This is a genomic window from Cupriavidus sp. USMAA2-4, assembly GCF_001854305.1.
In the GTDB taxonomy this organism is placed as follows: domain Bacteria; phylum Pseudomonadota; class Gammaproteobacteria; order Burkholderiales; family Burkholderiaceae; genus Cupriavidus; species Cupriavidus malaysiensis.
Map to the genome: position 1 here is coordinate 1756297 of NZ_CP017748.1, position 23296 is coordinate 1779592.

General features: G+C 65.3%; 14 protein-coding genes. 1 reads left to right on the top strand and 13 read right to left on the bottom strand.

Translation table 11 applies throughout. The annotated features are described in order from the left end of the window. Nucleotides 1-35 precede the first annotated feature (35 nt). Nucleotides 36-740, top strand: a complete 705-nt coding sequence (locus tag BKK79_RS07680) for a dienelactone hydrolase family protein (RefSeq protein WP_071037478.1) — start codon at nt 36-38, stop codon at nt 738-740. A gap of 246 nt (nt 741-986) precedes the next feature. Here the strand turns inward: BKK79_RS07680 and BKK79_RS38910 are convergent, their stop codons facing one another. From BKK79_RS38910 to cpaB, 13 genes are all read right to left on the bottom strand, one after another. Then, nucleotides 987-2006, bottom strand: a complete 1020-nt coding sequence (locus BKK79_RS38910; RefSeq protein ID WP_084084595.1) for a tetratricopeptide repeat protein — start codon at nt 2004-2006, stop codon at nt 987-989. Nucleotides 2007-2496: 490 nt separating this feature from the next. Continuing rightward, complete coding sequence (locus BKK79_RS07690) at nt 2497-4458, bottom strand: putative Ig domain-containing protein (protein WP_084084597.1); 1962 nt, start codon at nt 4456-4458, stop codon at nt 2497-2499. A gap of 253 nt (nt 4459-4711) precedes the next feature. Then, the gene (locus BKK79_RS07695; protein WP_071011155.1) at nt 4712-4903 is read right to left on the bottom strand and encodes a hypothetical protein; all 192 of its coding nucleotides are present in this window, start codon (nt 4901-4903) and stop codon (nt 4712-4714) included. 179 nt (nt 4904-5082) lie between these two features. Then, complete coding sequence (locus BKK79_RS42050; protein ID WP_071037480.1) at nt 5083-6132, bottom strand: OmpA family protein; 1050 nt, start codon at nt 6130-6132, stop codon at nt 5083-5085. Nucleotides 6133-6376: 244 nt separating this feature from the next. Continuing rightward, nucleotides 6377-14584 (bottom strand): ESPR-type extended signal peptide-containing protein, encoded by an 8208-nt coding sequence (locus BKK79_RS07705; RefSeq protein WP_071037481.1) that lies wholly within the window; start codon nt 14582-14584, stop codon nt 6377-6379. Nucleotides 14585-15083: 499 nt separating this feature from the next. Further along, nucleotides 15084-15596, bottom strand: coding sequence for a lytic transglycosylase domain-containing protein (locus tag BKK79_RS07710; protein ID WP_071037482.1), 513 nt, complete (start codon nt 15594-15596; stop codon nt 15084-15086). 197 nt (nt 15597-15793) lie between these two features. Next, the gene (locus BKK79_RS07715; RefSeq protein WP_071011149.1) at nt 15794-16537 is read right to left on the bottom strand and encodes a TadE family protein; all 744 of its coding nucleotides are present in this window, start codon (nt 16535-16537) and stop codon (nt 15794-15796) included. Then, nucleotides 16522-16884: a DUF192 domain-containing protein gene (locus BKK79_RS07720; protein WP_071011148.1), complete on the bottom strand. Its 363-nt coding sequence runs from the start codon at nt 16882-16884 to the stop codon at nt 16522-16524. The genes BKK79_RS07715 and BKK79_RS07720 overlap by 16 nt, the downstream gene beginning before the upstream one ends. Next, nucleotides 16881-17762, bottom strand: a complete 882-nt coding sequence (locus BKK79_RS07725; RefSeq protein ID WP_071011146.1) for a type II secretion system F family protein — start codon at nt 17760-17762, stop codon at nt 16881-16883. Before BKK79_RS07725 ends, BKK79_RS07720 begins: the two co-directional genes overlap by 4 nt. A 3-nt stretch (nt 17763-17765) precedes the next feature. After that, entirely contained in the window at nt 17766-18614 is an 849-nt protein-coding gene (locus BKK79_RS07730) for a type II secretion system F family protein (protein WP_071011144.1), read from the bottom strand. A 9-nt stretch (nt 18615-18623) separates the two neighbouring features. After that, entirely contained in the window at nt 18624-20492 is a 1869-nt protein-coding gene (locus BKK79_RS07735) for an ATPase, T2SS/T4P/T4SS family (protein ID WP_071037483.1), read from the bottom strand. 20 nt (nt 20493-20512) lie between these two features. Next, complete coding sequence (locus BKK79_RS07740) at nt 20513-22249, bottom strand: type II and III secretion system protein family protein (protein ID WP_071037484.1); 1737 nt, start codon at nt 22247-22249, stop codon at nt 20513-20515. Nucleotides 22250-22261: 12 nt separating this feature from the next. Next, nucleotides 22262-23296, bottom strand: coding sequence for a Flp pilus assembly protein CpaB (gene cpaB, locus BKK79_RS07745; protein WP_071011139.1), 1035 nt, complete (start codon nt 23294-23296; stop codon nt 22262-22264).

Sequence of the window (23296 nt, forward strand, 5' to 3'; positions counted from 1 at the left end):
CGCCCCAACGCTCCCACAGCCACAGGAGACCATCCATGACGCAAGCAAACGGCACCACGATCACGTTCCAGCGCCCCGACGGCAAAGAACTCCAGGGCTACCTGGCCACCCCGGAAAAGACCGAAGGCGCGCCCGCGGTGGTCGTCATCCAGGAATGGTGGGGCCTGAACGACCAGATCCGCGGCGTCGCCGACCGGCTCGCGCGCTGCGGCTACCTCGCGCTGGTGCCCGACCTGTACCGCGGCAAGTCGACCGTCGAGGCCGAAGAAGCCCACCACCTGATGAGCGGGCTCGACTTCGGCGATGCCGCCTCGCAAGACATCGCCGGCGCCGTGCAATACCTGAAGACCCGCGCCAGCCGCGTCGCCATCACCGGCTTCTGCATGGGCGGCGCCCTGACCCTGCTGGCACTGGGCCAGAACCCCGACCTCGCCGCCGGCGTGGCATGGTACGGCCTGCCGCCGCTCGAATACATCGACCCCGCCAAGATCCGCGTGCCGCTGATGGGCCACTGGGCCACCCAGGACACCTTCTTCACCCCGGAATCGGTCGACGCGCTGGAAGCCAAGCTCAGCGAAGCCAAGGTCGACTTCACCTTCCACCGCTACCTGGCCCACCATGCCTTCGCCAACGAGACCGCCGTCGGCCCCGGCCGCCTGCCGGCGACGCAGTTCGACCCCGTGTGGTCGGAGATGGCCTGGGACCGTACGTTGACGTTCCTGGCGCGTACGCTTTACTAAGGCTCTACCAAGCGGCATCTACGCCGCGTCGCTGCCGCGCTCCTGCTCGGGGCGGGCAGCGCGGCGACCTGCCCGTCAGGCACTGCTCGCCGCCGCTAGCGCGACGTATCGTTCCTGCGCAGCATCGCCAGCCGGGAATCTGCGCCCTGCCCCTCAACGTTCGCGCAAACTCTCCTGCCGGTCGGCCTTCTGCGGGCTCAAGAGTAGACCACAACGCCAACTCAGAAAGCGTCAATTCGAGGTGCCCTACTTCTGCTCCGTGAGTTGCGGCTGACCCTTTGCCAGTCCGTCTCCAAAATAGATTCTTCTCAGAATCATTCTGGCCTCGTTCGAGTCTTGGTCAAGTGCCAATTGCAGCAAGCGCAGGCCTTCTTCGCGATTCTGCGGCACAAGCCGCCCTTCAACATATACTGCACCTAGAAGGCCCTCAGCCGCCGCATAATCTTGGTTAGCCGCGGCTTTAAGCAAGCGGATCCCCTCCTCCGGATTCCCGCCCCTCAAGTAATGACTTCCAAGCGCATACTGCGCAACCACATATCCTCGCCCGGCGGCTATCGACTCCAATCGAATAGCCTCATCATAGTCATAAGGAACGATTTGGCCGTGCCTGACCATCGAGTGCAAGAAGTCGTTCATATACATGCGACCCATATTGTAAATGGCGGCATCGTAGCCGTGCTCCGCAGATTTCTTGTACCACGCCAAGGCATCAGCGAATCTCCCCTCGCCCTCGGCGATGATGCCCATTCTGTTTTCCCCAGCCATATGACCTTGCTCTGCCGACTGACCGAACCAGTAGACAGCATCCCCCCAACTACCAATAATTTCCTTGTACGAAAAAGCCAAGGCATATTGAGCCTTGGCGTCGCCCTGCAATGCGGCAGATCTGTAATTGTTGATGACCTCTTCCTTTGACTCTGGCGACAGCTGATCTACGTGATTACGATCCCATCCAAAATGAGATTGGGCTCGCGAAAAACCCTGGTCAGTCGCAATCTGAAACCATCTCAATGCCGTCTTATCATCGTTCAAAGTGTGCCCAGTCAAATAGAGGGACGCTAACGCATACTGGGCTCTTGCAAAGCCTTTCCGGGCCGCTCGCTCAATCCAGAAACGAGCTTTGATCATGTCAGGGTTGGCTATTTTTTCATAGGAAATTGCCAGATCGTATTGCGCAGCCGCATCCTCCCATGCGGCCGACGCAGCAGTGCACACCTGAAGCAATATTAATACAATAAATGCAAAATTAAGTTTCAATGTGTTCATCTTTTACGACCATCAGCAGGACTGGATTGCATTGAAAACACGGTCGCGTAGAGCGTAGAGGCGAGCGTTGAGTTCCTTGAGCCAACTTCGCCGGAAGTCGGAAACCGAATCCCATCGTTCCCTCCATCGTGATGCCCATGCATCATGCTGACCGGCCAAGTAGTGATGCTGTGGAATGGTCAGCATCTCCGGGAACACCGATCTTATGCACTTCAGCAAACCTGATAGTGCAAAGTCAGTTGCGCCATCCCCCAGGCAAACAACATCTCTCGACGAACTGAATGTCAGGACGGCCTCTTCGAAGAACTTGGCAATCTGCTCCTGTGCCCCCGGCCAGGTAGACCAAGGCTTAGCCGCCGCGTTGTACCGTGCCAGGAGCACAATCGGTTTGCTTGGACCCCAACCGCAGCCAGCACGCGCCAGCGGGAGACCTAAGGCAACGAGCGGACACCCGATGCCACACGATGTCCGCTCGCGAGGACCATCTGGATCAGCGGTAGATCTCCGCAGACGATGTCCACGCCCCGCCGACGACGAGGACTCCCCCGTCGGTCAACAATACCGCTGCATGCTGCGAGCGATTGACCGCCATGCTGCTGGCCTGGATCCATGTTGCCGAATCAGGCTCATACAAGAAGGCGGAGTTGTCGTCACGGGCAAGAAGATTCAGTACCGAGCGCCTACCGCCCGCAATCAGGACGTTGCCGTTCGGCAGCAACACGGCGGCATGTTCGCCAACGGGATCGGGCAGCGTTCCGCCGCTCGCCCACTGGCCTGAGGCAGGGTCATACAACTCGGTCTGCGTGCCACCGTTGCCGACGATCAAGACCTTTCCATTCGGCAACAATGTCGCGGTATGCATGGAATGCTCTGCCGTCGGGCCCGCTGTCTTGGTCCAGGTATCAGTTGCCGGATCGTAGAGCCTGGCATTCGCGCCAAGCATGACCAGTACCCTGCCATCGGGCAGGAGCGTGGCGGTGTGCTTCCTGTGGGACCGGTAGCCGGGATCCGCCTGATCGATGGCCGCTGCCTGGGACCAGGTGCCCGTGGCGGGATCATAGAGTTCGGCCATGGTCACGTTGCCGTCGCCTTCGCCGTTCAGCTTATCGACGTTCCCGATGACGAGTACCTTGCCGTTGGGCAGCAGCGTTGCTGTATGGGGCTCGTAGATCTTGTTGCCGGTGATGGTGTTGAAGGTGCCGGTGCCCGGATCGTAGAGCGTAGCCGAGGGGCCTATCCATCCGCCAACAAGCAGCACAAGGCCATTCGGCAGAAGCGTCGCAGTGTGATGGGTCCGCATGGTTGCCACTTCACCGGCCGACGTCCATTGTCGCGTTGCCGGATCGTACACGTCGGCCGTATTGATAAGACTCTGCGGTGGAAATATCCCCGCCTGATGGCCTGCACGCGTCGATCCAGGTCCGGGAACGGACACAACGCCGCCGGCCACCAGGACTTTGCCATCGGGCAGCAGTGTGGCAGTCGTCCGTTGAGGGCCCTGGAGCCGACTGCCGGCCGTCTCCCACCTGCCGGTGGCGGCAACGGCAATCCGCACCGTTGCCGAGACGCTACCGGCGGCGTTCTTGCCCAGCACTGTATGGACAGACTCCCCCTGCGCCCGCGCGGGGGTGCCGCTGATGACACCGGTCGATGGATGAAGACTGAGGCCGGCTGGCAGCGCAGGGGTCACCGAGTACGCGGTAATCTTGCCCCCTGTGCTCTGCGGCACATTCTCGGCGATGGCCTGCCCCTGGCTGTAGACGACCGAAGCGGCTCCGTACTGCAGCGATACCGGCGCCACCACGCGCTCGCTCACTTCGATGCGCAGGCTCACGGACACGCTGCCTTTGGCGTTGCTGCCTGTGACGACGTAGGACACAGGCGCGGCCGCCGCCCGGGGGGTGCCGCTGATGACGCCGGTGCCACGATGGAGCGCCAGCCCGGCGGGCAGCGCGGGGCTGATCTCGTAAGACGTGATTTCGCCACCAAGATTGCGCGGCGCGTTGGGCGGAATGCTGGTGCCCGCCTCGTACACGACCGATTCGTCCTGATAGCGGAGCTGCTCCGGCGCAACGGCTTCTGCCTTGACCTCGATCTGCACGCGCGCGGTGGCACTGCCTGCCGGATTGGTCGCCGTCACGGTGTAGTGAGCCGCAGCGGTCACCGCCGACGGCACACCCGTGATGAAGCCGGACTGCGGATCGATCTCAAGCCCCGCCGGCAAGGCCGGCGCGACGCTGTAGCGCATGGGGCTGCTGCCGGCAACGTTCGGGCGATTCGCCGCGATGGCCTGGTTCTGCACGTAGACGATGCTGGCGTCGGAGTAGGCTAGGCCGGCCGGGGCATGCAGGGAGGATTGGGTGTCGAGGGACGGGCTGCCGCCGTCTCCGCCGCCGCAACCGCCGAGGATGGCGGCCGCAAGCAGCAGGCTTGCACAGGAGTTCTTTTGCATGGTTGTCTCAAGAGCTTTGTTTCACATGCGTCCTTGCGGGGCATAGCCCGTCACGACACGACGCAGTTGGGAAATGCGCAATGCATCCATTCTTCTTTCTGAACCCTTCTTCACCCTCCCATTGCCCTATCCTCCACAGGCCACTCCCCCTCTGCCTGAGAGGCACTGTGTCGAATGATCAGATTCGACGGAAACAGCGGAATGTGTCTTACCTCCTCCTGCGAACGCGAAGTCCGCGTAACTACCTCTCTCTTCAATCCCCCAGCCGCCGTATCTGCCAGCCGCATGCCAGCACCGCGAGCCCGGCCAGCATCGAGCCCTCGCGCTTGAGTTGCATGCCAGCGGCGCTGTAGGCCAGGCCGAAGGCGATGAGGGCGGAGCCGAGGCGGGAGACGATCTGCTTTTGCCTGCCGTGCTGTTGCTGCTGTTGCCTGCGGTGCTTCATCAGGTCTCCATGCGAGTGGTGTGACGTGGCATCTGGCGCTGGCGGCGGCTGCCGCGAGGCGTGCGGTGCGCACCAAGGGATGCTGACGGCCTCGCGCCAGCGCCGCTGGGGCGCGGCGGATGGCGGAGGCCTGTGGGAAATGGCGCGGATCAGGCCCCGCGGGCCCGTCCGCTCCGCGTTCAGTCCTTGCGGATGAACATTTCCACCCGGCGGTTCGGCGCCAGGCATTGGATCAGCGCGGTGCGGTTGCGCTGCTCGCAGGACACGAGCGGGTTGCCCGCGCCTGCGCCTCGGGCGTTGATCGGCACGCCGACGCCACGCTGCTCCAGGTAGCGCTTGACGGTCTCGGCGCGCTGGACGGACAGGCGCTGGTTGTAGGCTGCCGAGCCGATGCGGTCGGTGTAGCCGATCATGTCGATACGCGTGACGTCCTGGTTCCCTCGCAGGTCGGTCGCCAGCTTGTCGAGCGTGGAGCGCCCGGCTGCGAGCAGGCCCGATTCGTCGCCTTCGTCGAAGCCGAAGGTGGCGTCGGCCTGCAGCGTGATCTTGGGCGGCACCACGGCGACCGGAGGCGGTGCCGGCGGCTTGCACGCCTCGACGCCGGCGGCGACCTTGGCGAGCCCTTGCGCAACGTCGTCGGCACGCTGCTTGGCGCTGGTGAAATTGCGTGCCCAGGCATCATGCCCGGCGTGGATCAACTTGACCTCGGCGCAGGCGAGCTCCGGCTGCAGTGTCGGGCAGGCGTTGATGCGGGGGTCGGCCTTGTAGCCGTTGATGGCCTGCCACAGGTCGGGCCGCACGACGGAACTGGTCCGCAGTTCCTGGTTGGCGGCCGACAGCGGCTCGCGGCCTTCCACCATGGCGAGCTGGCGCGCGGCTTCGCCGATGCTTTCTTCCACGAAGCCCCAGCGGTTGCTGGCCGCCAGTTCGGCCTTGCCGGCCTCGACCCAGCAGCGGCCCTTGGCCGCGAAGTAGCTGCCCCTGGCCTCGTCCGGCAGCGCTTCGAAGCGCTGGGCGGCATTGGCAAGCGCTTCGGCAGGCTTGCCGACGGCGCCGTAGGCGGCCACCCAATGATCGGTGACCGCGCCGGCGTTGACGCTCTGCTCGGCGCCCAGCCCCCTTTTCAGCACGGTGGGATCCTGGATGCCCAGGCTGTCCCGTACTGTCGTACTGGTGCAGCCGGCTAGCGTCGCCGCCGCCATGGCCAGCACCAAGATTGGTGTTTTCATCACGTGTTGTCCCTGTCGAGAAAAGGCCGCGCAGGCGGCCTTGCCGTTCGATGTAGGTATTCGAGGGAAGCGGGCCTGCGGTTCACGCCCGGCAAGCGGGCCGCGCAGTCACGGCATTGGCGCCGTGGCTGCGCGGCCACCGTCTTGCATAGGCGTGGGACACAAGCCGCTCCGCTCGACCGAACGGCGTTGCCGCGGAAGCCGGAGCTTCCGCGGCCCTTCGCTTATCGACCTCTACCGAGGATCACTGGCCGAAGACCACGCCGACACCAGCGCGCACGATGGTGCTGTTGCCGCCAGCCGAGGACACGCCTGCGTTCAGGTTGATGTTCCCCTTGCTGTTCCAGCGCGAGACCGTGATCGCCACCGCCGGATGGCCGCGGTAAGCCGCGATGCCAGCGTTGAGCGAAGTCCGGCCCGGCAGGTAAGGCGTGACGTTGTTCAGCGCGGCAGCCGCAGCGATACCACGGCTCAGCGTGCGGTCCATCCCGTCGATGCGGGTATTGAGACCGCTGACGGCCTGGTCCGTGTACTGATTGGCCGACTGCAGCGTATCGGCCGCGCTGCGGGCGATCGCGCTATTCATCGTCGTCGCGTTCACCGCGCTCATCGCGTTGGCAGCCACGGTCGGGTCGACGCTGGCGATATTGGTCAGCTCCCGCTCGTTGCCTGCCGAACCGAAGGAGACGGTGTTGGCACGGTCAGCCACGGCGCCGGCACCGATCGCCACCGAATTCTCCGCCTTGGCGGTCGAGCCATGGCCGATCGCCGTCGACTTGGTGGCGCTGGCCACCGAGTTCGCACCGGTCGCCGTGGCGTGCATACCCGTGGCGTTGGCGTTGGCGCCGGAGGCCGTCGAGTGGGTACCCGTGGCCACCGCGCCTTCGGTGCTGGCATCGCCGTGTGCGGCGAACAGCCCGTTGCTGCCGGTACCGCTGCTGCCGCCATTGCCACCGCCGGTGCCTCCTCCGTTGCCACCGCCGGTGCCGCCGTTGCCACCCGGGTTCCATTTGTCAACCTTGTTACCCAGATCGTCCACACGCTCCTTCAGGTCGAACAACTGGCCACCGTTCACGGCCTGCTTGCTGCCTTTTTCGACAAGGCCATTGGCGACATTGGTCAACAGGACCGGACCGCTGGTGAGGGTGCCGAAGTTGACGGACTTCTTTTCGGCGTCCGAGTAGGTCACCGCCAGGCTGGTCTTGCCATCGGTGCCCAACAGACCGGCATCCTTCAGCTGCTTCAGGTTGATTGCATCGGTATCTTCCGTGCCAGCCGCAAGATTGCGGATCTTGGTGCCCTTGCCCTTGGTACCGGCCAGGGTGAGCGCCTCCTTCGTGTCGTCGTCGTACATCACACCGAGCGGATCGCCGGTGCCGGCGCTGGCGCGGATGGCATCGTTCATCTGCTTGACGTTGACCGCGTCCGTCTCGTCCTTGCCGGCGGAAACGTTCTTCAGCTTGGTCGCATCGCCGCCCTTGTTGAAGGTCACCGAACCCTTGCCCTTGTCGTCGTAGGCGACAAAGGTATTGGTCGACTTGCCGGTGTCGTCAAACGTCAGGCCAGCATCCGTCAGCTGCTTCAGGTTGACCGCATCGCCATCCGAGCGGCCGGCGGCCACGTTCGACAACACGGAGGCCTTGCCGCCCTTGTTGAACGTCACGTGCTCCTTGCTCGCGTCGTCGTAGGCGACGAAGGCATTGGTCGCATTGCCATCGCCGTCGATCGTGACGCCGAGGTCCTTGAGCTGCTTCATGTTGACGGCGTCGCTGTCGGCCTTGCCGGCGGCCACGTTGGTCAGCGTGGTGGCACTGCCGCCCTTGTTCAGGGTCAGCGTGGTGCGCTGGTCGTTGTCATAGAGAACCGACAACGGGTCCGTGCCGCCACCGCCGCTACCGCCGCTGTTGGCCGCCGCCGCCAGTGCCGAGCCCACGTCCGTGTAGGTCTTGCCGCCGATGTTGTAGGTCGGCGACTTGACGCTGCCGTCCGCATTCAGTTCGGCACCGCCGCCGAGGGCCTTGGTCACGCCCTTGAGCTGCGAGACGTTGACGGCGTCGGTGTCACCGGTACCGGCGGCGAGGAAGACCATGCGGCGTTCGTTGCCCTTGGCGCCGACGGAGATGACGTTGTCAAGCGCGCCATTGCTGTTGGCGCCGAGGACGACACTGTTCTTGCCGGTTGCGGAGCCGATGGCATTGCCTATCAGTACTGTGCCCTCTGCCTGCGCAGCTGCACGCGAGTTGGATCCGATCACGATAGAGTCCGCGCTGTCAGCCGCTGCCTTGTGACCAAGCGCCAGGGCGCGGTCCTTGTCAGCAGATGCCTGGACGCCGATCGCAAGCGAGCTCTCTCCATTGACCGACACATTGCTGCCGATACCGACTGAGTTGGCCGTACCCACGATGACATTGGAGCCAACCGCTACGGCCTTGTCCGCGTCCGCGCGCGCGGTCAGGCCGATGGCGATCGCATCCGCGCCCAGCGCCTGCGTTTCGCTTCCCTTGTCCGTCGGCCCGACGGCAAACAGCTTCTCGATCGGAACACTCGACCGCGTCTCCGCACTCAGGATCTGTCGCGTTTCGTGCGCCGGCTTGTTCAAGTCGGCCAGCATCTTGTTGACTTGTCCGAGGTTGACCGCATCGGTATCCCCTTGCCCCGCCGCCACGTTGACGACCCGGCGGAGATTCTCGGTATCGCCCACGGAGAAGGTATTGGCTTGCGACGCTACCGAGCCGAAACCAACCGCCACGGCATTGTTATCGAGTGCGGCTGCACCGTATCCAAGCGCCAGCGCTCTTTCCGAGTTCGCGTTCGTGCTCGCGCCCAGGGCCATGGCCTGGTCACCTTGCGCTCGCGCGCCCCGACCGATTGCGAGGGTTTGGGGACCCATCGCAAAGGCGTTGCCGCCAATGGCAACGGCGTCGGTACCAGTAGCCTGAGCCTGTGCCGCCGTCGACGGACCGAACTTCATGTACTTGAGGTTCGGTGCAATGACCTGCATGCTCTCGGTCACCGCCGACAGGGCAGATCCGACGTCCTGATAGGTGTGGGGAGTGCCACTCGCATCGTTGATGATATAGGAAGGCGACGTCATCCCACCCTTGCCGTCGGCTGCGGCACCACCTCCCAGCGCGGCGGCAACCTGCCCCATGCCGGTATTGAGCTGTTTCAGGTTGACTGCATCGTTGTCAAGGGAGCCCGCGGCGACATTGCTCAGCGTCGTGGCAGATCCGCCACTGTTAAAGGTGACCTTGGTCTTGGTGCTGTCGTCATAGGCCACGAAGCTGTTGGACGGATTGCCATTGTCATCGGTCTTGATCCCAGCATCCTTCAGCAGCTTCAGGTTCACCGCATCGGTGTCGCTCTTGGCCGTGGCCACGTTGGTCAGCTGGACTGCCGTCTTGGCATCCTTACCGCCCAACGTCACCTTGGTCTTGGTGCTGTCGTCGTAGGCGAGGAATTCGCCCCTCACCTTACCGTCGCTGCCGATCTGCGCACCCAGGTCCGTCAATTGCTTGACGTTGACCGCATCGTTCTCCGACACGCCAGCCGCCACATTGCTCAGCTTCGTGGCAGCGCCGCCACTGTTGAAGGTGACCTTGGTCTTGGTGCTGTCGTCATAGGCCACGAAGCTGTTGGACGGATTGCCGTTGTCATCGGTCTTGATCCCAGCATCCTTCAGCAGCTTCAGGTTCACCGCATCGGTGTCGTTCTTGGCCGTGGCGACATTGGTCAGCTGGACTGCCGTCTTGGCATCCTTACCGCCCAACGTCACCTTGGTCTTGGTGCTGTCGTCGTAGGAGACGAATTCACCCTTCACCTTACCGTCGCTGCCGATCTGCGCACCCAGGTCCGTCAATTGCTTGACGTTGACCGCATCGTTCTCCGACACGCCAGCCGCCACATTGCTCAGCTTCGTGGCAGCGCCGCCACTGTTGAAGGTGACCTTGGTCTTGGTGCTGTCGTCATAGGCCACGAAGCTGTTGGACGGATTGCCATTGTCATCGGTCTTGATCCCAGCATCCTTCAGCAGCTTCAGGTTCACCGCATCGGTGTCGCTCTTGGCCGTGGCGACATTGGTCAGCTGGACTGCCGTCTTGGCATCCTTACCGCCCAACGTCACCTTGGTCTTGGTGCTGTCGTCGTAGGCGAGGAATTCGCCCTTCACCTTACCGTCGCTGCCGATCTGCGCACCCAGGTCCGTCAATTGCTTGACGTTGACCGCATCGTTCTCCGACACGCCAGCCGCCACATTGCTCAGCTTCGTGGCAGCGCCGCCACTGTTGAAGGTGACCTTGGTCTTGGTGCTGTCGTCATAGGCCACGAAGCTGTTGGACGGATTGCCGTTGTCATCGGTCTTGATCCCAGCATCCTTCAGCAGCTTCAGGTTCACCGCATCGGTGTCGTTCTTGGCCGTGGCCACGTTGGTCAGTGTCGTCGCCTCGCCGCCCTTGTTGAACGTGATCTTCGACTTCTTGTCGTCGTCATAGGATACCGCCAGCGCATTGGTCGGGACAGACTTGAGCGCATCATTCAGCTGATCGACGTTGACGGCATCGGTTCCGCCCGTGCCCTTCGCCACATGGATAATCCTGCGCTCGGCGCCAGTGGATCCGATCGACAGAACGTCACTCTTCGATCCGTCGCTGTTGGCACCCAGCACGATGCTGTTATTTCCAAGCGCTCTAATATTGCTGCCAATTGCAACGGTCCCTGCGCCCAGATTACCGCCCTCGCGTCCAACAGACACGCTCCTGCCGATCGCGACGGAGCGCTCACCATCCGAAGACGATTGGGAACCAATGCTCAGCGAGTCTCTCGCGCTCGCGCTGGTGGTGCTACCAATGCTGACGCCATTCTCGCCATCGACCGCCACGTTCTGACCGATACCCACCCCGCCTTTGGCGGAGGCCGAAACGTTCGAGCCTGCAGCAAATGTATTGGCTGCTGTAGCCTGGGCAGCCACACCGATTGCCAAGGAATCCCAGGCAATCGCCTCAGTCGTGCCCGTCTTGTCCGTCGGCCCAGCGGAGAGCATCTGAGCCGGCGTGAGACTGGACTTCACTTCGGCGCTCAGTACCCGCTGCTCCGACTGGGGCGTCAGATCCTTCAGGAGGTTGTTGACTTGCTTGAGGTTGACCGCGTCATTGTCACCCACGCCATCGGCCACGTTGACAATGCGGCGCTGGAGCGTCGAATTGCCTACCGATACGGTATTCGCCTCGGTAGCCACGGATCTGAAACCGAGCGCCACCGAATTGGCATACGATGCGCTACTATTCACGCCAAGGGCCATTGCGCCATCCGCCGGCGCATTTGCTCGGTAGCCGATCGCAATCGCGTCATCGCCCTGCGCGCGCGCATTGCGGGAGATAGCGATAGTACGACTCCCCATGGCAAAAGAGTTGCCACCGATCGCAACGGACTCCGTCCCCGTCGCGTGTGCGACCAGTCCAGGCTCTTGCGGCCCCAACTCCGCCGCCAGCTCCGGTGATGGCTTCTTCTCCTTCAGCAGGTTGGTAACCTGCCCGAGGTTCACCGCATCCTTCTCGCCAACCCCATCGGCGACATTGACGATGCGTCGGGCATTGTCCTTATTGCCCACCGACACCGTATTGGCCTCATGCGCCTCGGAGTTGTAGCCGATCGCCACCGATCCGGGCTGCGTGACAACTGCGCCTACACCGAATGCCAGCGAACGTTCCGCCGGCACGTTCGATCCGTAGCCAAAAGCAATGGCATCGTCGCCCTGCGCGCGCGCGCCGCGCCCCACGGCGACGGCATGGTCGCCCATGGCGAAGGCGTTGCCCCCCAGCGCCACTGCATCGGTTCCGGTGGCCTGCGCCTGGGCGGCGGTAGAGACCCCGAACTTGATGTACTTCAGGTTCGGCGCCATATTGCTCATATTCGCATTGAGCGCATCAACCGCCGAACCCACGTCGCTGTAAGTGCCATCCTTGCCATCCAGCCCCTTCACCGTATAGGTGGGTGCCTTGACCTTGCCTTCGGCGTCAATGGTGGCGCCGCCGCCCAGCGTGGACACGGTGTCCTTGAGCTGGGCCAGGTTGACGGCATCCGATGCGCTGCGGCCATTCGCGACATTGGTGATGGCGGCGGCGGAACCGCCGCTGTTCAGCGTGATCTTGGCCTTGGTGTCGTCGTCGTAGCTGACGGCCAGCGGATTGGCGCCGCCCGCCGTGCTGGCTGCCTGCAGCGCGTCGCCGACGTTGCTGTAGTCCTTGCCGCCGATGGTGTACTTGGGCGCGTTGAGCTTGCCGGTGGCGCTGTCGATGCCGGCGCCGCCGCCGAGCGCTTGGGTCACGCCGGTGAGCTGCGAGACGTTGACGGCGTCGGTAGCCTGGGTGCCGGCGGCCACGTGGATGATCTGGCGCGTATCTTCCACCGGCGGAATAGAAGGATTGCTCGACGTGGTGATGGAACCCACCGATACCACGTTCTGGCGGCCGGCAGTATTGGCGCCTGCACCGAGGGCGACGGAATTGCTCCCATCCGCGGAGGCGCCAGCGCCGATGGCGATGCCGTTGGTAGCGCGTTCGGCCACCTGGGCGTCAGTGCCGAGGGCGATGCCGTCGTAGCCCTTGGCCACTGCCACCGGACTGCCTCCCTTGCTGTTGACGGCAAGGAAGTCGAGCTTGGTGGGTTCGACCATGCCGCTGGCGACAGCATCCTTGAGCTGCTTGACGGTGACGGCGTCGGTGTCGGACTCGCCCTTGCTCAGGTTGATCAGCTTCTTGCCGGCGGCATTGGCTTCGCCGTTGGCGCCGTTGAACAGCACCACCTGGTTGGCCACGCCATCGTCACCGAGAACGCCCGCCTGCTGCATCTGCAGCACGTTGACCGCATCGTGCTGCGCCTTGCCTGAGGCCACGTTGTGGATGATGGTGCCGGTCTTGCCCTTGAGCGTGATGTCGTCGCGGTTGCCGTTGTCGTAGGACACGGCCAGCCCGACCTGGTCGCCGGTCACCGGGTCCTCGGTGAGCAGGCCGGCGTCCTTCAGTTGCCTGATGTTGACCGCATCGAGATCGGCCTTGCCGGCTTTCAGGTTGGTGATGGTGGTGCCGCCCTTGGCGCCGGCCAGCGTCACCAGGTCCTTGGTTTCGCTGTCGTAGGCGACGAACGCACCCTTGACGTTACCGTTGCCGTCCACTTTCAGGCCGGCATCGGTGAGCTGCTTCAGGTTCACCGCATCGGTATCGGCAGTGCCGGCAGCGATATTGCGCAGGGCCACGCTGCCGCCGCCGTTGCGCTTCAGGGTGACGCTGGCATGGCTGGCCGCGTCGTCGTACATGACCGCATCGGCAATCGAATTGTTGCCGCCGCCGGTGACATTCTGGATGGCATCGTTCAGCTGGCCGACGTTGACGGCGTCGGTGCGCGAGGACCCCGCCGCCAGGTTGGTGATCTGGCGCTGCTGTCCTTGGGTGCCCACCGATACGCTGTTGTCGCGGTCGGCTACGGACCCGGCGCCGAGCGCGACGGTGTTCGTGGCGTTGGCGTGCGCACCGGCGCCGATGGCCACGGCGCGCAGGGCGCTGGCCTGGGCGTCGTCGGAGCCGTCGCTGAGACCCTGCGCCTTGAAGTAGCGGTTGCCCTGCGCGGCCAGCACAGCGACCTCGCTGAGCTGGGCGACGTTGACGGCGTCGGTTTCCTGCACGCCCGCCTTGACGTTGGTGATCTGCCGCTTGTAGCTGTCGGTGCCGACCGAAATGGTATCGGCACGGTCCGCCACGGACTTGGCGCCGAGCGCCACACTGTTGCGCCCGGTAGCGGTAGCCTGGTTGCCCATGGCGGCACTGTAGGCCGCCAGCGCGGCGGCATCGTTGCCGAGCGACAAGGTACTGTCTGCGGTCGCCGACGAGCGCGTGCCGATGCTTACGCTCCGGTAGCCGCTGGCGCGCGCATCCGCGCCCGCTGCGATTGCGCTGTCACCGCTGGCCTGAGCCCGCGCGCCAAGCGCGGTGGAGGTCTTGCCGACGGCCTTGGACTGCGCACCGATGGAGGTGGCGTGCTCCGCGCTGGCGTCTGCCTGCAGGCCGAAGGCCGAGGTGCGGTCTCCGATCGCATGGGAGCCATAGCCGACCGCGGTGGCTGCGTGCCAGAAGTTGGGATCGCCGCTCCCGCTCGGCGTCGAGCTTTGCGCGACGGAACTGGCACCGATGGCCATGTCGCCGGGATCCCTGGCCTGCGCAGGCTTGACGGAACTCGCACCGGCATCGAGACCGGGCCGGATCTGGATCAACTGATCGCTTGCGGGCGCCGCCTGCGCGCTCCCCGCCGCCAGCATCAGTCCGCCTGCGGCGAGCCCGGCGGCGCGGCTGCGCCTGACGGCCGCGCGGCCACCCTTGCATTTGCCGCGCCCGGCCGTGATTTCGGAGGCCACGGCCCATCCGTTCTGGGCTTCGCTCCAGATGATCTTGTATGACTTGTTCAAGGTGTTTCTTCCCTAATCTGAACGGCCGAATTGCATTGCATGAGATCGTTGCGTCGGCCTTGGAAAATAGAACTGCGGCGTGTGGAAGTGCCACTTCAAGGCATGAAAACGATAGCGAAAGCCTCGCTGGAAAGGCATTGGACGAGTCTGAAAGTGCAGAGGATTTCGCTGCGAAGCGTCTTACGAAAAGACCGGTACGGACGGAGATTTGCCGCAGCACCGGCGCCTGGGCATACCTGCCGTCCAGCCGCGGCCTGCAAGGCATGCGAAGCCCGCGATCCGAGCGCCTCGGCGCCTTTTCCCAGCCCCTCGCGGCGAAGGGAACCATCAGACCGATACGAATCCGCGGAAGCAGGCGCTCGGAAAAGGATGAGGAGAAGGGAAAGGGAGAGCGAGGGGGAAGACGAGAGGAAACGGTGCGCTGGCGGCGGGCGGAAGGAAGACCGGCGCAGGCCGGATTCCCAAGACGATGCGCCGACAGGCCGCCGCCGGACGACGGCTACCTGGCCCGCAGGTTCATGCGGTCATAGAACGCATAGCGCTCCATCACCATCGGCACGTAGGCCTGCGTCTCGGTGTACGGGGGGATCCGTCCGCCATGCCGTGCCACGGCCCCGCTGCCGGCGTTGTAGGCGGCCAGCGCCAGCGGCAGGCTGCCGAAGCGCTTGAGCAGCATGGCCAGGTGGCGGGCGCCGGCCATCACGTTCTGCCGCGCATCGTAGAGATCGGCCGCGCCGTGCTCCGCGCCGGTGGCCGGCATCAGCTGCATCAGGCCCGTCGCCCCCTTGGGCGACAACGCGCGTGGGTTGCCGCGCGATTCCACGTCGATCACGGCCATCAGCAGCGACGGGTCGACGGCGGTGGCGAGCGCGGCCTCGCTGATGATGGGCGCCAGGCGACCGATGCGCGCGGCCGTGGCCACGGCGGGCGGGCCCGCTAAGCCGCGCGGAGCAGACTGCGCGCCAATCTCCACGATCCGCGCCAGCCGCTCGTCCGGCTCCGGTTCGCGCATGGGCCCGACGCCCTCGCCCAGGCCACCGCGGATAACCTGAACCGCGCCCGATGGTGTGCCAGTCGTCGCACCGTGCGCACCTTGCGCAGCGGCAGCGGCCAGCAGTACGGCAAGCGCCCAGCGCGGCAGACGCCGGCCGCCGCACAGCTGCCGCACGCCGCAGGCTTGCCGTCCCGATTGCCCTCCCACCTTCGGCCTCACTTGCCACCCCGGAACGGCGACTGCATCCGCACCAGCGCCTCCGATTCGAGCGCCAGCGGCCAGCGGCCGGTTTCGATGCCGTCTTCCAGCTTCACCAGGCAAGGCGAATCGGGATTGGCGGGCCTGCCGTAGGGATCGCCCGGCTCCGCCGGTTCGCGCGTCAGAATGCCGCCGCTGCCGATATTGCCGATGACGTTGGCCACGTAGTAGAAGACCTTGTTGGCCAGTGGCACGTACATGTCGTAGCAGTACAGGGCGCGGATCTTGAGCAGGTTGGCATCCTGGATGTTGACGCCGGATTCCCGTCCCGCCCGCGTATTGCGGTAATAGAGCGTATCGTTGGCGATCTCGGTGAAGGTCTTCCCGTCGTAGCCGACCGGCTGGCCGAAGTCGCGCAGCATGGCAGGCGTCGGGCTGACCAGCGTGATCACGCTGTGCGCGCGCACGTCGGCCCTTGCCTTGTCGAAAGCGGCCTGGCTGCCGTCGGCATCCGCGGCGCGCGCGTACAGCGGCGCCAGGCCGCGCGCCAGGCCGATGCGCATGCTCTCCAGCGAACCGTGGTTGACGGCCCCCTCGCGCGCAGCCTGCAGCGTGGCGTAGTCGAGCGTCGCCTTGGCCTGGTAGAGCAGCGCGAACTGGAGGATGCCCAGGCAGAAGAACAGCAGCAGCGGCGCGATCACGATGAACTCGACCGCGGCCTGCCCGTGCTGCCGGGCGGGAGGCCTCAGATTGGCTCGCATTGCCGTTCCTCGAAGGCGAGCGTATCGCCGACCCGGATGCGGTGCCGCTCCGCCGCGCCTGCTGCCAGTTCGAGTACCTGCAGGGCACGTATCTTGAACAGCGCGCGGCGCGGTGGCACCTCATGCTGGATTTCCAGCACCTGCTGCTTGCGGTCGAGGAAGACCACATCGATGGCAAAGCGCATGCCGAAGGTATGCACCGCGCCGCATGGCCGCAGCAGCAGGCCGGCGTCGTCGCTCAGGCCGTCGCGGCCCAGCAGCCCGACCATGCGCTCGACCGAGGTCTGCGCCACCTCGACCAGCACCGGCGTGCTGCGGCCGGCAACGTTCAACAAGGTCAGCTTCACAGCAATCCCTCCTGCATGAATTTCATCACGATGGGGAACGCCAGCACGATGAAGGTAATGGGAAAAATAAAGACCAGCAGCGGGAACACCAGCTTCACCGGCGCTTCCATGGCTTGCTTCTCTGCACGCTGGAAGCGCTCCACGCGACGCTGGTCTGCCTGGAAGCGCAATGCGGCGGCCATGCCGGAACCCATGCGGTCGGCCTGGATGACCACGCCGACGAAGTTGCTGATCTCACGGATCTCGACCCGCTCGTCGAGCCGGCGCAGCGCCTCGGTACGCGACAGTCCCGACTTCAGGTCGCGCAGCATGTGCTCGAACTCGCGCCGCAGCGGCCCGTCCGGCCCCTTCTCCACCGCATGCTTGAGCGCGCCGTTCAGGTTGAGGCCGGCCTCCACCGCCAGGGTCAGGAAGTCGAGATAGATCGGCAGTTGCTTGAGGATGCGGGCAACGTGGCGGCGGCGGATGTCGTGGACCCAGATGCGCGGGTAATACCAGCCCAGCAATGCCATGCCGAGCAGGATCCACGGCGAGAACGACGACAGCAAGACCATCGGCAGGATGCCCATCATCATGGCGATCAGCGTCGACAGGATGCGCAGCGCGGCGAACTGGCGCGGCGACAGCAGGAAGAGCAGGCCCGTCACGCGCAGCTGCTGCTCGATCCGGCTCAGCGTGCCAGGACGCACGAGGACGCCGAAATGGTGGTCGACGAAATTCACCAGGGGCCAGAGCGCGCGCAGCATCGGCGGCAGCGGGTCGAGGTAAAGGCGGTCTTCCGTCGGGACCGCGCCGGTCAGGCGCTTGATCGACAGGAACATAATGACCACGGCGGACAGGGATCCTGCCCCGATAAGAAAGGCGATCAGCAGCAGCATGGCTTACACATCGATATGGGTGATCTTGGTGATCGACTTGTAGCCGAGGAACTCCATCACCGCGATGACCGAGAGCGTGGCCCACCCCACTGGCTCCGAGAACAGCGGCACCATCGCCTCGGGCTCCATGTGGCGCAGCACCAGCATCATCAGCAAGGGCAGGCAGGTCATCACGATGCCCTGCATGCGGCCCTGTGCGGTGAGGGCGCGGATCTTGCCCTCCATCATCGACTTCTCGCGCAAGGTGCGCGCCACCGACTCCAGCGATTCGGCGAGGTTGCCGCCGACCTCGCGCGAGATGGCGATCGCCGCCGTGACCATCATGAAGTCCGCCAGCGGCACGCGCTTCTCCATGTTGCGCATGGCGATGCCGAGATCGACGCCCAGGCGCAGCTCACGCAGCAGCAGGTCGAACTCCTGGGAAACGGGCGGCTGCGCTTCCGCCACCACGCTCTCCAGCGCGATCGGGAAACTTGCGCCGGCACGCATGGCGCCGGCCATCATCAGCAGGGCATCTGGCATCTGCTGCTCCAGCATCTGCAGCCGGCGCTTGCGCATCCAGGCCATGTACTTGCGCGGCACCATGAACGCCATCGGCGCGGCCACCGCGGTAGCGAGCAGGTTGCCGGTGGCGACGAAGACGCCGAGCGGCAGCAGGACCACCGCCCCGGTGGTCCAGGCCAGCACCTTCTGGCGGCTGACGAAGACGAAGGTGTCGGCCAGCGAGGCGGCCAGTTCGCCGGCGACGTGCTCGGTACGGGAAGTGAATAACTTCTTGCCCTGGCTGATCAGGATCCAGCCGATCAGCAGGATGCCGCAGAAGATGACGGGCAGGACGACGGTCAGACTCATGGCAGCGCCTCACTCCCCCGTGTGGGTAAAGATATCCGTATTGACCGGGATGCCGCGACGCAGGAGATCCTGGTAGAAGTCCGGCACGTAGGACGTCGGCGTGAAGCGGCCCTGGATCTTGCCGTCGCGGTTGAAGCCCTCTTCCTTGAACACGAAGACATCCTGCAGCAGGATCACGCCGGACTCCATGCCGCTGACCTCGGTGATGTGCGTCACGCGGCGCGAACCGCACGAGAAGCGGGTCTGCTGCACGATGATGTCGATGGCGGAGCTGACCTGCTCGCGGATGGCGGTCACCGGCAGGTCGAGCCCGGCCATCAGGGTCATGACTTCGAGACGGGCCAGGCAGTCGCGCGGCGAGTTCGCGTGCGCGGTGGTCAGCGAGCCGTCGTGGCCCGTGTTCATCGCCTGCAGCATGTCCAGCGCCTCGCCGCCGCGGCATTCGCCGACCACGATGCGGTCCGGGCGCATGCGCAGGCAGTTCTTGACCAGTTCGCGGATGTGCACTGCCCCCTTGCCTTCCATATTGGGCGGGCGGGCCTCCAGCGAAACCAGGTTCGGCTGGGTGAGCTGCAGTTCGGCGGCATCCTCCACCGTGACGATGCGTTCGTCATCGGGAATGAAATTGGACAGCACGTTCAGCAAGGTGGTCTTGCCCGAGCCGGTACCGCCGGAGATGATGATATTGGCACGTCGCTCGACCGCCACCTCGAGGAACTCGAGCATATCGGGTGACATCGAGCCAAAGCGGATCAGGTCCTCGCCGACCAGCTTGCGCTTGGAGAACTTCCGGATGGTGATGTTCGGCCCCTTGAGCGCCAGCGGCGGGATCACGGCGTTGACGCGTGAGCCGTCGGCCAGGCGCGCGTCGACCATCGGCGAGCTCTCGTCGATGCGCCGCCCCAGCGGCGCGACGATGCGCTCGATGGCGCCCACCACAGCGCGGTCGTCGGTGAATATCACCGGGGTTCGCTGCAGCTTGCCGGAGCGCTCGATGAAGATCTCGTCATGGCAGTTGACCATGATTTCCGACACGGAGTCGTCGGCCAACAGCTCTTCCAAAGGGCCGAGTCCGATGATCTCGTCGAACACTGACTTCTTCAGCACCTCCAGAGGGATCTCCGGCACCTTGAAGCGCGGGTCGCCACCCAGTGCCTCGTCGAGCGTGGCGCCGACCGTTTCGCGCAGTTCCCGCTCATCCATGCGTGCGACGTTGAGCCGGCGCAGGTCGAGCGCGCCGATCACCTTCTGGTGGGCGCGCTTGCGCAGTTCAATGCCGAGCGGGCTGTTGATCGGCGCTACCTGCTGCGGTTCGGCGGACGGACTGGCGGTCGCGCGTCGGCGCGGCTGCACCTCGGTGGCGACCGCCGGCGACGGCTTGGCAACGCTTGCCGTGGCGCCGCTCGGCGCCACCGCCGGCGCTGGCGCCGGCAGGTCATCGGCCGGGCGTGGCATGGCAAAGGGGTCGCGCGGCAACTGCGGCGCGTCCCCTTGACCGGGGACGGCGCCGTTCAGCCGCGCGGCATAGGCCACCGCGTCGACGGTCCCGCTGGCTGGAGCCTGCGCGGCGGCCGCGGCGTGCGAGCGCGATGAGAAGCGCAGGACACGGATAGTGGCGGTACCGATCTCGATGGTGTCCGGGGCATTGAGCGGACCGTAGCGGGTCACCGGCTCGCCGTTGACCAGCGTGGCCACCATGCCGCCCTGGTCCTCGATGTAGTATGCGCCGTTCTCCAATGCGATGCGGGCGTGCACACGGCCGACCAGCAGCCCCTTGACGATGACGTCGCAGGATGCGTCCTTACCGATCACGCAGGCCTGGTCGAACTCGATCTCCTGCGGCGCCTCATTGCGCCGATTCACCTGGATAGTCAACATAGTCCGTTTCCTCCTGAGCGTCAGCGCATCGGCACGGCGCCGCCGCCGAGCACGTCGACCTGCTGCGGCATGCGCTTGGCGCCCCCCGGCAGCAAAGGCCGCTGGGCGCTACGCGCCTGCGGCTGCTCCTGGCCCTGGCCCTGGCGCACAGCAGTCACTCGTGCCTCGTCCGCGCTTGCCGACCGCGGCATGGCGCCATCGAGCAAGCGCGGCTTGATAGCGGCAATGCCCGCCGAGGTACCGGCCGGTTCGGCCGGTACCGGTGCCGGTGCCGGTGCCGCTGGTGCCGGTGCTGGTGCTGGTGCCTCCACGGGGGCCTGAAGCGGCGCTGGCGCGGGCTTCCCGGCCTCTTCCATGGGCGCCGCCTCCACGGGCACCGCCTTGGCACGCTGGCCGTCCGGCTTGATGACCGACAAGGGGCTCGGATCGCCATAGCGGGATCGGTAGTTCTCGTCGATCTGGCTGGCGCGCGACATCAGCCCGGCGTTCGGCTCCTGCCCCGGCTGCGATGGATCGGAGATCAACGGCGTGACGAAGATCACGAGATCGCTCTTCTTGGCGCGGAAGTCGTCGGAGCGGAACAGCCGGCCGAGGATGGGAATCTGGCCCAGGAAGGGCAGCTTGGACGCCATGTCGGAGGCATCCGCGCTGACCAGGCCGGAGATCGCCAGCGTCTCGCCCGCGCGGATGGACACGTCCGATTCGGTACGGCGCGTCAGGAAGCCGGGCATGCCGCCGTAGCTGACCGAGGGATCGATCTGGCTGATCTCGGTCTGCAGCTTGGCGGAGATCACGTTGTTCGAATCGACCACCGGGCTGATGTCCAGCTTGATGCCGTAGGGCTTGTACTGGATATCGATGGTGCCGAGCGCGCCGGCGCGCGGGATCGGCACCTCGCCACCGGCCAGGAAGGTGGCAACGCCACCGCTCTTGGCGTTGAGCTCGGGGGCGGCCAGGATATAGGCGTCGCCGTCGAGCACGGCAAGGTTGATGCGGGAAGCGAGCTGCGTCGAGATGCCGGCGAGGAAATAGCCGGTCCCCGACAAGGCGGCACTGGCCATGCCGGTGGCGATATGGCCCTGCCCGCCGATGTTCGGCCCGGCAATCTGCGTATCCCAGGCGATGCCGAGCTTCTTCTGTGCGGTGCGGGAAATCTCCACGATCTGCACCTTGAAGTGCACCGTCTTCTTCAGCGCATCGCCTTCCTCGATCGTCGTGGTGTCGATCACGTGCTCGAGGCCGTCGATCGCCGCCTTGATCAGCGGCAGCTTGTCGCGATGCACCGGTCCGGACAGCACGATATTGGGGCCGGTAGCGCTCACCCGCAGGCCGGGGATGTTGCCGAGCACCTGGCGCAACTGGGCCGCGTTTTCCTCGACGTTGGCCTTGGCCACACGCACCTTGGTCTCCAGGGCGACCCCCTTCTCCGTCCACACGATCAGCGAGGTCACGCCCGCCCCATCGCCCAGCAGCAGCAGGCGGCCATCGACCACGCTGGCCGACAGGATGCGGCCGTTGCCGACCGCGATGCGCTTGATGGTGCCGGGTATGGACAGCGTCCGGGCTTCGCCGCGGAACATCTCGAGCACACCCTCGGAGGTCTGCGTGAAAGCGGCGGGAACCGCCTGGACCCAGCCGGCATTGCCGGCCGCATGGGCCACGGGCAGCGACTGGACGATCAGTACCGCGGCGATGCACGCCGGCAGCAGGGTACCGCGGCGCGGCTGGCGCACCGGTTTCTTTTCTACGAATGACATGAGCGCGACTCGTTATCGGTTCTGACCCGGCGCCGCGCGCTCTTGCAATTGCTGCACGATGGCGTTCGCCTGGTCGACAAGGCTGTGGGTGGGCGCCTGGGGCGCGGCGGCGGGCGCGGCCGTGGATGGCGCGGAGGGTGCGGAGGGGCCGGTGCGGCGCGCCGGCTCGGCTTCGTCCGGCACGCGCATCATCTGGCGTCCCATGCCGCCGGCGATGATCTCCACCGCGCGCTCGGCTTCCCCACCCGCCGAGAACAGGTTGCTCTCGTTGAGGCCGGTGGGAACGGTGAAGCCCTCTTCATCCGCATTGCGCAACAGCAGGCGCAGTCCGCCGATACGCTGCGCCAGCGCCACGCGGGGCGCGTCCTCGACGGCGATCTGCACGGTAACCGTGTCGTAGTCCGTCCGGCGCCGGCCGTCCTGCTCGTCGAGCGCCTCGCCGGCATCGCGCGGGCGCACATCCTGGCCGACCGCCAGTACCAGCACGTTCGACAGCATCAGGCGGATCATGCGCGGCTCTTCCCGGCTCGCACCCTCGCTGTTCACGACACGTGGCGTGCCGGTCCAGTAGAGGTCGACCCGGTCGCCGGGCTTGACCATCTTGGCCGTGGAGTTGATAGTGTCGATCTCCAGCGTCACCGCGCGCTGCCCGGGGGCCAGGCGATCGGAGAAGTCGCGCCCGCGCAGGGCCTCCACATCGGCGCGGCGCAGAGGCCTGCCGCGGAGCACGGGCTTGATCGTCTGCGAGGCCTCGAGCGCGGCGAAATCCTCCGCGCGCACCATGTCGTCATAGACCAGGTCAGGGGGAATCTCGCGCATGGCGAACACGCCCGACGCCAGCGAGGTGCCGGCTTCGATATCGCGCACCGGCACCACGACCTGGACGCCGGCCTGGCGCTGCTGCGCCATCGACTCCTTCAGTCGCTCCTCGCGGGCGGCGAGGTACTGGTAGGACAGGTAGGTCAGACCTGAGGCGATCAGTGCGGCAAACAGCAGCAACGCCCAGGGATTGCCAAGGATGGACCCGATCTTGATTTTTTTAAGCAT